Source organism: Cohnella sp. GbtcB17, from assembly GCF_019091135.1.
In the GTDB taxonomy this organism is placed as follows: domain Bacteria; phylum Bacillota; class Bacilli; order Paenibacillales; family Paenibacillaceae; genus Cohnella.
The window spans coordinates 4,571-19,149 of sequence record NZ_JAGXJW010000008.1 but is presented as its reverse complement, the minus strand read 5'-3'; the positions used below and the strand labels follow the sequence as shown (position 1 = coordinate 19,149).

General features: G+C 62.6%; 7 protein-coding genes. 5 read left to right on the top strand and 2 right to left on the bottom strand.

Annotated elements, in window-relative coordinates:
• Positions 1-64: 64 nt before the first annotated feature.
• The 4 genes from KVT38_RS06050 (at position 65) to KVT38_RS06035 (ending at position 6,901) form a co-directional block, all read left to right on the top strand.
• Entirely contained in the window at positions 65-1,852 is a 1,788-nt protein-coding gene (locus tag KVT38_RS06050) for a type 2 periplasmic-binding domain-containing protein (protein WP_217592892.1), read from the top strand.
• Between the two features lie 219 nt (positions 1,853-2,071).
• Positions 2,072-3,826 carry a sensor histidine kinase gene (locus KVT38_RS06045; protein WP_217592796.1) on the top strand — a complete coding sequence of 585 codons (1,755 nt, stop codon included), beginning with the start codon at positions 2,072-2,074 and terminating at the stop codon, positions 3,824-3,826.
• The gene (locus tag KVT38_RS06040; protein WP_217592795.1) at positions 3,804-5,234 is read left to right on the top strand and encodes a response regulator transcription factor; all 1,431 of its coding nucleotides are present in this window, start codon (positions 3,804-3,806) and stop codon (positions 5,232-5,234) included. The genes KVT38_RS06045 and KVT38_RS06040 overlap by 23 nt, the downstream gene beginning before the upstream one ends.
• Complete coding sequence (locus tag KVT38_RS06035; protein ID WP_217592794.1) at positions 5,231-6,901, top strand: type 2 periplasmic-binding domain-containing protein; 1,671 nt, start codon at positions 5,231-5,233, stop codon at positions 6,899-6,901. The genes KVT38_RS06040 and KVT38_RS06035 overlap by 4 nt, the downstream gene beginning before the upstream one ends.
• 26 nt (positions 6,902-6,927) lie before the next feature.
• Here the strand turns inward: KVT38_RS06035 and KVT38_RS06030 are convergent, their stop codons facing one another.
• Positions 6,928-8,049 carry a response regulator gene (locus KVT38_RS06030; RefSeq protein ID WP_217592793.1) on the bottom strand — a complete coding sequence of 374 codons (1,122 nt, stop codon included), beginning with the start codon at positions 8,047-8,049 and terminating at the stop codon, positions 6,928-6,930.
• Positions 8,046-11,168: a hybrid sensor histidine kinase/response regulator gene (locus KVT38_RS06025; protein WP_217592792.1), complete on the bottom strand. Its 3,123-nt coding sequence runs from the start codon at positions 11,166-11,168 to the stop codon at positions 8,046-8,048. The genes KVT38_RS06030 and KVT38_RS06025 overlap by 4 nt, the downstream gene beginning before the upstream one ends.
• Positions 11,169-11,348: 180 nt before the next feature.
• Between KVT38_RS06025 and KVT38_RS06020 the strand changes: the two genes are divergently transcribed.
• The coding region (locus KVT38_RS06020) for a fibronectin type III domain-containing protein (RefSeq protein ID WP_217592791.1) at positions 11,349-14,579 on the top strand (3,231 nt) is incomplete at its 3' end.

Here is a 14,579-nt window from a genome sequence, read left to right as displayed (position 1 = left end):
CGCTCCATGTTCGTCCGAACGACCAATAGCTATCTATCAAAGGGAGGACTACCCCGTGGTTCAGATGAAAAAGAAAAAAGCGCTAACCGCATCCGTCGCCGTGCTGCTCGCAGCCAGCCTTGCAGCCTGCTCCGGCGGCAACAACAACAACGCTTCGCCGACCGCCGCGCCGTCCGGCTCGGCATCGTCCGGCGCTTCTGCAAGCGCTTCCGGATCCAGCGCGCCGCAGCGCGACGCCTACAAGATCGACGTGTTTTCGATGCTGTCCAACTTCTCGGGCGAGCAGCAGGGCTGGTTCGCCAAGGTCGTCAAGGACAAGTTCAACCTCGACCTCAACATCATCTCCTCGAACCTCGAGGGCGGCGGCGACGTGAAGTTTTCCGCGATGATGTCGGCGGGCAACCTCGGCGACCTCGTTGTATTCGGCGACGACGGCCAGAAGTACCAGGACGCGATCAAGGCGGGCATGCTGCTTGACTGGACGCAGGACGGCCTACTCGACAAGTACGGCCAGAACTTGATCAAGTATGCGCCGAAGGCGATCGAGAAAAATAAGGTCAACTTCGGCGGCGGCTCTAAAGTATACGGCGTCGGCTTCGACGTCGGCGAGGGAGACGGCCCTTCGGAAGGCAAGGACATGACCTACAACCCGAACCTGCGCTACGATCTCTACGTGAAGGCCGGCAGTCCGAAGATCGTCAAGATGGAGGATTACCTCCCCGTGCTCAAGAAGATGCAGGAGCTGGAGCCCAAGAGCGATTCCGGTCGTCCGACGTACGCCTTCTCGATGTGGCAGGACTGGGACGGCAACATGATGATGAACACCAAGGCTTGGGCGGGGCTGAACGGCTTCGACGAGGGAGACGGCTTCAATCCCGGCGGATTCACGCTCATCTCGGCCGACAAAAACGAAGTGCAGGGCGTGCTCGACGAAGACGGCTTCTATATGCGCGGCTTGAAGCTGTACTTCGACGCCAATCAAATGGGGCTCGTCGATCCGGATTCGATGACGCAAAAGTTCGACGACGTCGTCAACAAGATGACTGACGGCCAGCTGCTGTTCACCTGGTTCCCGTGGCTGAATACGTACAATACGCCTGAGCGTCTCGCCGCAGGCAAGGGCTTCGCGCTTGTGCCGTTCGAGGAGGAGCGCACGTTCTCTTACGGTAACAATCCTTACGGCGGCAACCGCATCTGGGCGATCGGCGCCAAGGCCAAGCACCCGGAGCGCGTGCTCGAATTCCTCGACTGGATGTACAGCCCCGAGGGGACGATGGTCGCCAACTACGGTCCGGAAGGCCTCGCATGGAAGCTCGAAGGCGGCAAGCCGACGCTGACTGAATTCGGCCAGCAGGCGCTCCCGTCCAACCCGACGGCGGTGCCCGACGAGTTCGGCGGCGGTACCTGGAAGGACGGCATGAACCAGATCAACAACACGACGTTCAAGCTGACGACGATCAATCCGGAGACCGGCGATCCCTACGATTACACGCTGTGGACGTCGACGCTCGCCCAGACGCCCAACAAGCTGGAGGAGAGCTGGCGGGCCGCGATGGGCGGCGCGACGAGTGCCAAGGATTATTTGCAGAAAAACGACATGATCGCGGTCAACAAGCAAATCTTCACCGGCACGGCGCCGGAGGTCATCTCCGACGAGCTGTCGCAGAAGCAGGGACAGGTGTCGCAGGTCATCAAGCAGTATTCCTGGAAGATGGTATTCGCGAAAAACGAGGCCGAGTTCGACAAGCTGAAAAAGGAAATGATCTCGAAAGCCAAGGGCCTCGGCTACGACGACGTCTACAACTGGAACAAATCGCAAAACGAAAAGGTATTCGAATATCGCGCCAAGTAAGGATTTGAAGCCACAGCAGCAGTCTGAAGCTTATCGCCGCCCTTGTTAGGGGAGGGCGATAAGCTTTTCGGGCATCGCGGCGAGGAAACGGCTTCCGCTGTCGGGAATCCGCGTTATTTGTTAAAATAGAAAGCGTATACAGGGGCGGTAGGCCTGACACAACGAGCCCGGCGCAACGAGAGGGGATGCACGCAACTGTTTCTGTCACGATATTTGAAGATGCCTCATCCCTTCAAGTCCGGCACGCTGAGGCGCACGCTCGTCATCTACCTGCTGATCGCCTGCCTGTTCCCGCCGATCCTGTTTTCCGCGTACACGTATTCGTCGCTTCACTCCATCCTGACCGGCAAGATCCGCAGCGGCATCGACGCGAGCCTCAAGCAGGAGGCGACGGGGATGGAGAACATGCTGAACGACCTGGACTTCGTCTCCAAGCAATTCGCGCTGGACGGGCGGCTGGCCGAGCTGGTCAACCGTTATCTGAAGACGAGCCAGACCTATGATAAAGCAGAGATCAAGCAGGATATTGAGGACAGCCTGAACCTGGTCAACTTCACGAGTCCGAACGTGGGGCTTACCGTGTACTACATGCCGAAAGCCGCGGAGCCGGTGCTTTTCAACAACCTGCCTGTCATAAGCGGCTTCTCGATCGAGGACCTGCCGCCGTTTGTGAAGTATAAAGGGGCCGTCTTCCACGGACCGCACCGGACGCAGTACAAGAACAGCGACAATACGGTCATCTCGTCCCTGCGCGTCGTGCGCACGGAGCAGCAGACGCCGGTTTACATTTATCTGGAGTCGAACTACAATCTCTTCCGCAAGATTCTGAACAGCGCGCTGTACGGCATGAAGGTGTCGCATTACGTATTCGACGAAGAGGGCGACGCGCTGTTCGCGGACGACGGCGAGCCGCCGCTCGATCCCGGGCAGCTGCGCTACGAAGAGATCGCGGCTTCGGACGGCGGACCGTATCGCGGCTACTACCTGTTCGGCTATGAGAGCCCGCAGGGCTGGAAGCTCATGACGGCCGTCAGCAAAAACGAATTCAACCGGGAGATCAACGACTGGTTCCGGCGGCTGGCGCTGCTGTTCGCCTTCGCGTTCGGACTCGCGATCGTGCTCGCGATGCTCGTCTGGCGCAAGGTCTACGGGTCCATCCGCAAGGTGAACCGCGAGATCGTCCGCATGACCCGGGACCGGGAGGCGCCGGTTCAGTATATGCAGGTGGAGGAGTTCGACCAGCTCCTCGGCAGCTTCCAGGACATGAAGACGACGGTCAACGGCTTGATCGTCGAGATCGGACACAACGAGCGGGCGAAGTATCAGCTGGAGACGGAAAAGCTGCTGAGCCAGATCAATCCGCATTTTCTCCACAATACGCTGAACACGGTTCAATGGGTCGCCAGAGCGGGCGGCCAGGAGGAGATCGACCGGATCGTGACGCTGCTCGTCCAGGTGCTTCAATACAATATGGGAAAAAACAGCTTGATCGTTACCGTCGGCCAGGAGCTCGAGGCGCTGCGCCATTATATCGAGCTGCAGAGCTATCGCTACGAGGACGAGCTGACCTTCGGCATCGACGCGGAGCCGGGCACGGAGTCGATCGCGATGCCGCGCTTCCTGCTGCAGCCGCTCGTGGGAAACGCGATCTATCACGGGCAGAGCGAGGAAGGCGGTGAGATCCGCGTCGTCGTCGAGCGGGATCCGGACGTGCCGGGCATGCTGACGCTCCGGGTCACGGACAACGGACCCGGCATGAGCGAAGAGACGCTTGCCGGACTGCTTGAGGACGAGGGCGCTTCCCGCGTAGGGATGGGCATCGGACTCAAATACGTCAAGCGGCTGCTCGAGAGCTATTACGGCAGCGGCGATCTGCTGCGCATCCGCAGCGTGCCGGGAGAAGGCACGATGCTGTCCGTACACATACCGATTCGAAGCGAGGTGGAGCTCTATGATCAAAGCGCTGGTCGTTGACGACGAGAAAAGGGTGCGTCGTGGATTTATCGCGCTGGCGGACTGGTCCGCGTACGGCATCTCCATCGTCGGCGAGGCGAAGGACGGGGCCTCCGCGCTGGCGCTGCTCGGCGAGCGCGAGGTCGACATGATGTTCGTCGATATCGGCATGCCCGGCATGTCGGGCTTCGAGCTGATCGACCAGGCCCGGAGCCGATATCCGAAGACGAAGGCGGTCATCCTCACCTGCTACCACGAATTCGATTATGTGCAGGAGGCGCTTCGGATCGGCGCGATCGACTACATCGTCAAGACGCTGCTCAACAAGAGCAACGTGGACGAGACGCTGCAGCGCATCGTGAAGCGGTTCGAATGGGAGCGGCGCCAGATGGCCGGCGGCGCGCAGCGGCCGTTCGAGGCGGCCATGGTGCTGGCGCCCAAAGGACGTGCGGCGAGAGACGATACGCCGCCTTCAAGCCTGGCGCTTGAGGGCAAGCCGCGCCGCGTAGGTGGCGGTCTGTGGATCTGGTCCGCGCAAGCCGATCAGGCCGAGGCCTGGCTGCGCGAGCTGCCGGCGCATGTCGCCGGCAGATGGCACGCGGCGCTCGTGACGGCGGGCGGGGACGACCGCGTCTCGGCGCGGGAGGCGGAGCGCGCGATCGCGGAGCGGCTGCCGGTTCACCTGTTCTACCGCGGGAGCGGCGACGCCGCCGAACGCGCGATCGCGCTGAGCGAGCTCAAGGCCGACGCGGGTCCGACGTCGGCCGAGCTCGACGCGGCGTTCGCGGAATGGTCCGAGTGCCGTTGGCTGCTGTACGGCGAGGACTGGCGCAAGTTCGCCCTGCAAGTCGAACAGTGGCAGGTCGACCCGGCGCGCCTGCAGGACTGGCTCCGATCGCTCGCGGCGGAATGGGCGCCGTACCTGGGGTGGCGCGGCGGAGCGGGAGACGAGGACGGGCTGGCTGACGTTCTTGGGGATCCGGAGACGCTGCACGATTGGAAGCAGTGGAAAAGCTGGCTGTCCGCGGCGGCGCATCTTACTCAGCAGCGTCTCGCCGAGCTGTCGCTGTCCCGCGAGGTGTTCGGCAGCCTGATCCGCGCCGTGCTTTATATGAAGAGCAACGCGGGCCGCGATCTGAATCAGGACGAGGTGGCGCGCCGCATCGGCATGAGCCGCAGCTACTTCAGCCAGTGCTTCAAGAAGTTCGCGTCCGGCGAAGCGTTCGGGGACGCGCTCCGCAAGCTTCGGCTTTCGGCCGCGAAGGCGCTGCTCGTCGGGACGGACTTGCCCATTCGCGACATCGCGGGCCGGGTCGGCTTCGAGGACGACAAGTATTTCAGCCGCCTCTTCCGCGACCGTACGGGGCTGCTTCCGTCCGAATACCGAAGCGCGGGGCAGGAGCTCCGGCACGAAGTAGGCATGCCGTGAACGCCGCCGCATCTAAGCTTGCTTGCACGCTGGCGGCTTGCCTGCTGTCGTTGACCGCCTGCTTCGGCGGGGATGGCGGCGGCAAGGCCAAGGACGACGCGAGCGCGAGCGTCGATCCGGCAGACAGGCAGGCGTTCGCCAAGTACGATACGCCGGTCACGCTGCGCATTCCGCATCAATATTCGGATATCGCCCTGCCCGAGGGGGATACGAGCGAGAACAACTTCGTCAGCCGGTATCTCGCCCTGCAGACGGGCATCTCGATCAAGTACGCTTGGGAGACGCCTAGCGGCGTGCAGTATGCGTCCACGATGAACTACGCCATCCGCAGCGGCGATCTGCCCGACGCCTTCGTCGTCGACCGGCAGCAGTTCCGGGAATTGAAGCAGGCCGGCGAGCTGGCCGACCTTACGGAGACGTACAGCCGGTACGCGTCCGCGCTCGTCAAGTCGATCTACGACGCGACCGGCGGCAAGGCGCTGCAGGAGGCGTCGATCGACGGGCGCCTCTACGGGCTTCCCAACGTTGCGATCGAGGCGGATGCGCCGACTTACCTGTGGGTGCGCCAGGACTGGCTGGCCAAGCTGGGCCTTGCGGCGCCGAAGACGCTGGACGACATTGCGAGGATCGCGAAGGCGTTCCGCCATATCGATCCGGATGGCGACGCCAATGCGGATACGGTCGGCATCCCGGTGGATCGCGGGATGGTCTACGGGGAGAAAACCGGCAACAACGGGCTGAACGCCGTCTTCGCGGCCTTCGGCGCCTACCCGCGCAAATGGATCGCGGGCTCGGACGGCCGGCCCGTGTACGGGTCGGTGCAGCGCGAGGCCAAGGAGACGCTCAAGCTGCTCGCCGGGTGGTACAAGGAAGGCGTGCTGGACCGGCAGTTCATGCTTCGGCAGGATTCTCAGGATCTGGTAGCGGACAACAAGACGGGCATCTTTTTCGGACCGTGGTGGGCGCCCTATTATCCGTTGTCGAAGTCGATCTCGCAGGATACGAAGGCGGATTGGCGGGTGTACGCGGTACCTTTGGACGTGAACGGGCGATTCAACGTGAGCGAATCGCCGGTCACCGACCGTTACCTGGTCGTCCGCAAAGGCTACGAGCATCCCGAAGCCGCGCTCAAGCTGCTGAACGTGTTCACGCGGATCGAGCGCAATCAGGACCCGGGCGCCAAGAGCTTGCTGGCGGCCACTGAGCAGCTCGATACCCAGCTCCGCAATTATTATCCGTTCGACCTGCTGCTCGACTATCCGGACGCGATCGCCCAGCGGCACGACCGTTTGACCAGGGCGCTGGCCGGCGAGCTCGATCCCGGGCAGCTGGACCAGGAGACGAAGCGGCTGTACGACGATTCGCTGACCGAGCGGGAGTATCCGCGCAAAAACCTGGATGCCTGGAGCGGCTCGACCGCCTATCAGCAGTGGGGCAGCGTCGGGCGGGCGGAGACGGTCAAGGTCGAGAGCTTCTTCGCGGATCCGCCGCCGTCGCTCGCGACGATGTGGGCGAACCTGCTGAGCCTCGAGATGGAGACGTACGCGAAAATCATCACGGGAGAGCTGCCGCTGTCGGCGTTCGACGATTACGCGCAGCGCTGGCACGCGGAGGGCGGCGACAAGATGACCGAAGCGGTGCGGGAGGCCGCCGCCGGGACAAAATAAAAGCCGCCCGAAGGCGGCATGAATCACTAACCATTCATTCTCGCGGCAAGCTTCCGCAGCGCGACCGACGGCTCGGCGTCCAACTCGGCGTCGAGCCTTTCTGCGTATTGCGCATAGTGCCGGTGGAAGAGTACCGTCTCCCCAAGCTCCGCCAACAGCGTGAGCAGCGCTTCGTTCACTTCTTCGTCGAGCGGAGACTCGGACAGGTAGGCGAACAGGAGCGACTTGGCCAGCGAAGGATCGCTCGTCCGCAATCTGGCCGCGATCAAGCGCGTCAGCGCCGCCTGCTGCGAGGCAACCTCGACGGCGAGGCCCGCGCTCCAGGCGTAGTCCTTGCCGGCGAACAATTCTCCTTTGCACAGCAGGAGCAGCCGGTCGCGCGCTTCCCGATCCGCGGCAGCCTCATCGGGCGGATTCCCGCCATATTCTCTCAGCAGCTGAAGATCCGACAGCCCGGCCGGCGTACGGAAGCGGTAGCCCTGATTGCCGTGGGCGAGCTCGATGTCGACGCCGGCGCTCTTGAGCGATTTTTTGAGCCGGTAGACGGTATTGTGCAAATTGTGCAGCGCACGCTCCTCGTCCAGCTCGGGCCAGAGCAAATCGGCCAACTGCCATTTCCCGTGCAGCCGGTCGGGATAAGCGAGCAGGTAGGCGAACAGCTCCTCCGTTTTGCGGGTTGGCCAGTTCATCGGGCTTCCGTCCGCACAACGCGTTTCGAACGTGCCGAGACAGCGCACGAGCGGGGCAGTCCCCGAGGGAGCTGTGGGCTTCAGCGCCGAACGCATCTCCTGATGGCGTCCGAAGCGAAGGGCCACACGCGCCAGGGCGTCCGGCGTCACCGGCTTCAGCAAATAATCGACGGCGCTGACCCGGAAGGCCTCGACCGCATAAGCCGGATAAGCCGTCGTAAAGGCGACCTGCAGCTCCCCGTCGATCGCCTTGAGCTTTTCCGCCAGCTCGATGCCGCCCATTTTGGGCATCTCGACGTCGAGGAACGCGGCGTCCGGCCTCGTCTCGGCGAAGCGCTCGAGCGCTTCGAACGGGCTCGTATAAGCGCCGACAAGCTCCAGTTTGGGATGGCGGCCGATGAGCAAGGTCATCAGCTCCAGCGTCGGTTTTTCGTCTTCGACGACGATGACGCGTATCATCGGCTATCCTCTCCTCTTTTCGGCAAAAACATAGTGACCGTCGTTCCTTGCTCGAGCTTCGATTCGATCAGCAGGCTCGTGCCCGCTATAGCGGCCAAGCGCCGACGGACGTTCGCGATGCCGATGCCCGCGCCCTCCGGGGCGTCGCCCGTGCGAAGCCGGTACAGCAGGTCGTCCGCCATGCCGACGCCGTCGTCCGCGATCTCGCAACGGATATAGCCGTCGCCGTCCGTGATCGAGAGCGTCACCGTTCCGGGACCGTCCTTGTCGAACAAGCCGTGCCGGATGGCGTTCTCCACGAACGGCTGGATTGCAAGCGACGGGATCATCACCGTCTCGAGCCCGGGATCGCACAGGAGCCGGAAGTTCAGACGCTCTCCGAAACGGGCCCGCTCGATCTCGACGTAGGCGCCGATCAGCTCCAGCTCGATGCCGAGCGGAACGTCCGCCGTCCGCTGGTCCCGCTGGAACACGATGCGCAGATAGCGGCTCAGCATCGAGAGGAGGTGGGCCGCTTTTTCGCCGTCCGTGTAGCAGAAAGAGACGATGCTGCTGATCGCATTGTACAAAAAGTGCGGCTTGATCTGCGCCTGCAGAAAGGCGATCTCGCTGCGCAGCGCCTGGTCCATCGACTGCTTCATGGACAGCAGCGTACGTACGCGCGCCGCCAGCGTGCGCGGATCGAAGGGCTTGGCGATAAAGTCGTTGCCGCCCGCGCGGAAGCAAAGCTCGATATCGTGCAGGGAATCCTTCGCGGTCGCGAACAGAACGGGCAGCTCCATCGCCGGGAACCGCTCCCGGACGATCCGGCAGAGCTCGAGCCCCGACATTTCCGGCATCATGACGTCGAGTATCATCAGGTCCACCCGATCCGCCCGCTCCAGCTTGGTTAGCGCTTCGCTTGCGGAGAGCGCGGCGAGCACGTTGTATTGCTCGCCGAGCAGGTTGAGCAGCACCCTGACGTTGGACGGCTCGTCGTCGACGACGAGCACGGTCTGCGTCCGCCCGCCGTCAACCAGATCGAGTGTGGCCGGCGCGAAGCGAACGATCGGCTCCGAGGCGGCAGCCGCCTCGATCGTTGTGCCGTCCGTCCCCTGCGGAGCAGCGGCGGCCGGCAGCGTAAACGCCATCCGCGTACCCTGTCCGGGGGCCGACCGCTCCACGCCGATCGCTCCGCCCATGCGTTCGACGAGCTGGCGGCTGATATGCAGGCCGAGCCCCATGCCGGTGTAGCCGTCGTGACTCGGCATCGGCTCTCCCTGCTCGAAGTATCCGAAGATCGCCTCGTGGTTCTCCTTCGGAATGCCGACGCCCGTATCCTCCACCCACACTTTCACAAGATCGCCTTCGGCGGCTGCGCCGATCTCGATGCGGCCCTGCCGCGTGTGCTTGATCGCATTGTGGATCAGGTTGTACAGCACCTGGCGCACCCGGTTCTCGTCGGCCAACACGCAGGTGCCCGGCGGAATGGCATTTTCCCAACGGACATCCTTGCCGGCGAGCTCGTACTCCAGCACCTGATGCGCCGTGCGCGCGGCGACGCGAAGATCGAGCACGGTCTTTTTTAGCTGGAAGTCGCCATGCTTAAGCTTCACGACGTCGACCAGATCGTTCACGAGGCTTGCGAGCTTCGTCGACGTATCCTGGATCAGCGAGAGCTCGCCCCGCTGTCGGTCCGTGAGCACGCCCGCCTTGCCGTCCAGCAAGTAGGCGGTCATGTTCTGGATGCCGTGCAGCGGCGACTTCAGCTCGTGCGAAGTCTGGGCCAGAAATTCGTCCTTGAGCTTGTCCCGCAGAATCAACTGCTCCGTCAACTGCTCGGTGCGGCTGGTCGCATGGACGAGTCGAAGCGCGAGCAGCGCGTTCATAAACGAGATGACCGAGAGAAAGGAGATGCGGCGAACGAGGTCCGTCTCCAGCATGCCGAGCGAGTAGAGCAGACCGGACACGTCGATCGCGACGATGGAGAGGATCATGCCGGCGAGCAGGGCGGTCTCCTTGCGGTCCAATTGTCCGTTTTTGCGGAAAAGATGCCGTATTGTCCGGTACAGATAGTAGGATACGAGCAGCAAAACGTAGTTCCACGGCCAGTTGCCGGCGTAGGAAAATAAGCTCGAGGGCAGTACGAGCGCCGCGAGGATCGTGAGCGCAAGGGGCGCCGATGCGATCGCCAGCTGTCTTCGCGGCAGCAGTCTGCGGTCCAGGGAATGGAGGAACAAACCGAGCACGACGATGTTGCCAAAGCCGCCGACGCTGTAGATTTTGCGCGATGCTTCATAGGAGAAGCCGGGGAACAGCTGAAGCGCCAGTTTATCCCCGTCCATCACGATCAGGGCGAGCAGTGTGAGAAAGTAAAGCGCGCTGTACAGATAAGCCCTGTCCTGCGGCCGAAGCGCATAGATGTTCAGATGGTAACCTGCGAATAATAGAAGGATAAAAAGACCCGAAAACTCCACGGCGAACTGGATATGGCCTTTGAATTGCATCGCGTCCTGCAGGCCGAGCTGCATGTCATCGAAGCCGCCTTTGGACGTATGGCTGTCGTTCGCCACCTGCAGCACCACGTCCAGCTCGCGCGCCTCGGTCCGAATAAACGTCGTGTACGGCTTGTTGCCCGGCACATACGTCTCCGTATCCGCGGAAGGAACGCCTCCGCTGCCGACGAGTTCACCGTTCACGTACAGCCGGTGCGCCCCGTTCACGTTGGATACCCGAATGCCGTACCCGCTCTCCGTTCCGCCCAGCAGCACCTTCAGCCTGTAAGTGCCAAGCCGCGCACCGCTTGCCGCATCCGGCGCCTTGCCGCCTCCCCAGGCGTTCGGAATGCGGATGTAGGCATTAGAAGGGGCTGCGGAAACACCTGCCAGGTCGTCGGGCGTCAGCAGCCGATCCGCGTAATAAGCCCATTCGCCGTCAAGGTTGACGAGCCCCCGCGCGCCCAGATTCCAGCCGCTCAGGTCGATCGTCCCGCGGACGGCCTTGGGCGCATCCCGGTTCGGCACCGTGAATTGATACATCCAGGTCAATATGGCAAAAGACAGCAGCGGAATGATCGTCATTCCCGGCGTTATATAGAAGATTCTCTTTCCCGCGACTGCCGTCTCTCGTCCCACCGTCATCCCGTCCTCGCCTCCGCCGGCTCTCGTCTACCGCTAGTTTATAGGCTCGCGCTCTCAAAACGCTCTCAACGCTATTATGGCAAAACTCCCGCTTCTTTGGGAGCGATTTGTGAGCGGCTGCTGCTATCTTCGACAGATGCAGACAAAATTCCGAATCCGAGGAAGAGGAGAGATCGGTTGATGAAAGGTAAGAAGAGATTCCGGCCGCTGCTCGCGGGCCTTGCGCTCGCGCTGCTCCTGCAGCCTGCGGCAGGATGGGGGGCGGCGGAGAAGGCCGCCGCCTCGACCGGCCGAGCGTGGCAGGACGTCGGCGGCGCGTTGCCCGTCGATTCCCCGCGGAGCTACAAGCTGGCCGCTTCAGAACGCGGGCCGTACCTGACATATTTGACGTCCGGCAACGGCTTGGCGGCATATCAACTGGCTGGAGGGAGCTGGGAGCTTGATAGCGAAGATACGTATGCGCTTGAAAATGTATGGGATTATGATCTGTTCGTCACGTCCAGGGGCAGGGCTTATATCGCATACGAGGATCGCGCCGACGGCAACAAGATTGCCGTCGCGTCGCCGGATAGCGACGGCGTCTGGCAGAAGCTCGGCGGAACGATCCCGCAAGGCGCCTCCGATGTGCCCCCCGGAATCGCGGTCGATTCGCAGCGGGGCGTCAGCATCGTCTACAGCGACAAGAACAACGACGAGGTCGCGACCGTGCGAAAAATGGAAGACGGCGTCTGGAGCGATCCCGAAGTCCTATCGGGCCAAGCCTTCCGGCCGGCGATCGCGATCGATCAGTCCGACCGGACGTTCGTGGTCTATGGCAACCGCGCCAGCGGATCCTACGAGCCGGTCGTCAAGTCCCGCGGAGCGAACGAGCCGTGGAGCTCAACCGGACTATCTACTTACATCAGCGGAAATTACTACACGTTGAAGCCGGCTCCACAAGGCAAATTGTATTTGTACTACAACGGAGGCAACGGCATCGACGACAAAAACTACGTATGGAAATGGACGCAAGCCGAAGGGTGGAGCCAGATCGGCCAATTCGCGGGATTCTTCGGCGCGATGGATGTCGACCCGACGGACGGAAGGCCCGTCGTCGCGTACAGGGATACGCGCAATCCCGGAGGAAACGTGCATGTCGTCAAGTGGGACGGCTCGGCATGGCCGGACTTAGGCGCGCTGTCGCTGAAGGACTATACCTGGTATATGCCGTTGTCGGTCGCCGTCGGTCCGGACGGGACGCCTTACGTAGCCTATGTATCGGCAGACAACAAGCTCCGCGTCACCGGATACATGGATACGACGCCGCCGTCGATCGTCGGCACGCTGCCTGCGGACGGCAGCGAGGACGCCAAAGCGGCCGACGCACTGAAGCTGACCTTCGACGAAGCGGTTAGGTCCGTCGAAGGGAAATCGATTCGGGTCTATGTCAACAACGGGAGCGGCCCCGACACGCTGTTCGCCGAGGTGGATGCATCCGAGGCTGCGATCGACGGTGTAACAGCGACGATAAACTTGTCGGGCCGGCTGCCTGTCCAGTCAACCGTCTATGTGCTCGTCGATCCGGGCGCGTTCGAGGATCTGGCGGGGAATCCCTTTGCGGGCTACGTCGATGACCAGGATTGGCGCTTCGATACCGCGGCTTCAACGGCACCCGAGGCGCCGGCGTTAAGTGTCGTGCATGTCGGAGACAAGCAGGCGGAGATCCAATTCCTGCCGGGCGACGACGGCGGAAGCACGGTTACCGGGTATGTCGTGACGGTCATGCTCCCCGATCAGAATGACCGGATCTTGAAGACCGTGGATGGCGAAGGAAGTCCGATTGTCGTCACCGGGCTGTCCAATGGGTATGCGTACACGTTTAAAGTGCAGGCGAAAAACGCCGTGGGCTTGTCGGATTACTCGCTGCCGTCGGCGCGGGCGGTGGCGAGCGGCAAGCCGGAGCCGCCCCTTGTTGCGGCCAATCGGCTGGACGGCGGCGCGACCGTGGATGTGCTGCCCGGCTGGGACAACGGGGCGAAGGTCACGCGCTATCTGATCACCGTTTATGACGAGAGCGGCGGGTATATAAAGGACCTTTATCTGGACCCTGACGGCGAAGGTAATTTTCAGCCTGCTATCGTTACCGGGCTGACGAACGGGACCGCCTACAAATTCTCCGCCAAGGCGTTGAACGCGAACGGCTGGTCCGCCGAATCGGACTTGACGGAGCCGGTCGTCCCGCTAGGCAAGCCGGGGCTTCCGCGCAACGTGACAGCAGTGCCGGGCAATGGAAACGCCACAGTCACGTTCGAAGCGCCGGAGACGGACGGAGGCACGCCGATCGTGGCTTATCGAATTCGCGCGGTGAAGGATGGCGTGGAGGTTTCTGCCAGAACGCTCGCTCCGGACAAACGTTCGGGAACGATTGGCCGACTGGAAAAGGGCGTTACCTATACGGTCGAGGTGGCAGCCGGAAATGACATAGGTTGGTCAGACTTTGCCCCAGCCGCCCCCGTCGTGCCTTATGGCGCGCCCGATGCGCCGACCGAGGTGACCGCGGTTGCCGGTAACGGCGAGGCGGAGATCAGCTTTGACCCCGGACAACTGTATGGAGGTACACAGGCATTGTACGAGGTCACCGCTTGGGACGACGGCGTGGAAGCCGGCCAGGCGACCGGCGATTCGAGCCCGGTCACCGTTTTGAACCTGACGAACGGGCACACCTACACGTTTACCGTGAAGGCGAAGACGGAGTACGGCGAGTCGTCGCCTTCGGAACCGTCGAACGCGGTGACGCCGGCGGCGCCGGTCGAGCCGGATACGTCTACGGTGCCGGATGCGCCGACCGGGGTCAACGCGTCTGCAGGCGATGCATCGGCGACGGTGACGTTCACGGCGCCTTCGAACGATGGCGGCAAGCCAATCACGGGTTACAAGGTGACGGCGTGGTCGAACGGCGTGGAAGAGAAGACGGTCGAGAGCGCAGGCACGGCGGCTGAAGGCAAGATCACCGTCGCTGTGACGGGTCTCGCGAACGGCACAGCGTATACGTTCACGGTGAAGGCCGTGAACGTGAAGGGCGAGTCGTCGCCTTCGGCACCATCGAACGCGGTCACGCCGGCGGCGCCGGATACGTCTACGGTGCCGGATGCACCGACCGGGGTCAGTGCATCGGCGGGCGATGCATCGGCGACGGTGACGTTTACCGCGCCAACGAACGACGGCGGCAAGCCGATCACGGGCTACAAGGTGACCGCGTGGTCCAACGGCGCGGAAGAGAAGACGTTCGAAAGCGAAGGTACGGCGACAGACGGCAAGATCGCCGTCGCTGTGACAGGTCTCGCGAACGGCACGACGTATACGTTCACGGTGAAGGCCGTGAACGTGAAGGGCGAGTCGTCGCCTTCGGCACCATCGAACGCGGTCACGCCG

Coding starts and splice junctions, on each gene's coding strand:
- KVT38_RS06050 (WP_217592892.1), top strand. CDS start 65: ATGAAAAAGAAAAAAGCGCTAACCGCATCCGTCGCCGTGCTGCTCGCA.
- KVT38_RS06045 (WP_217592796.1), top strand. CDS start 2,072: ATGCCTCATCCCTTCAAGTCCGGCACGCTGAGGCGCACGCTCGTCATC.
- KVT38_RS06040 (WP_217592795.1), top strand. CDS start 3,804: ATGATCAAAGCGCTGGTCGTTGACGACGAGAAAAGGGTGCGTCGTGGA.
- KVT38_RS06030 (WP_217592793.1), bottom strand. CDS start 8,049: ATGATACGCGTCATCGTCGTCGAAGACGAAAAACCGACGCTGGAGCTG.
- KVT38_RS06025 (WP_217592792.1), bottom strand. CDS start 11,168: ATGACGGTGGGACGAGAGACGGCAGTCGCGGGAAAGAGAATCTTCTAT.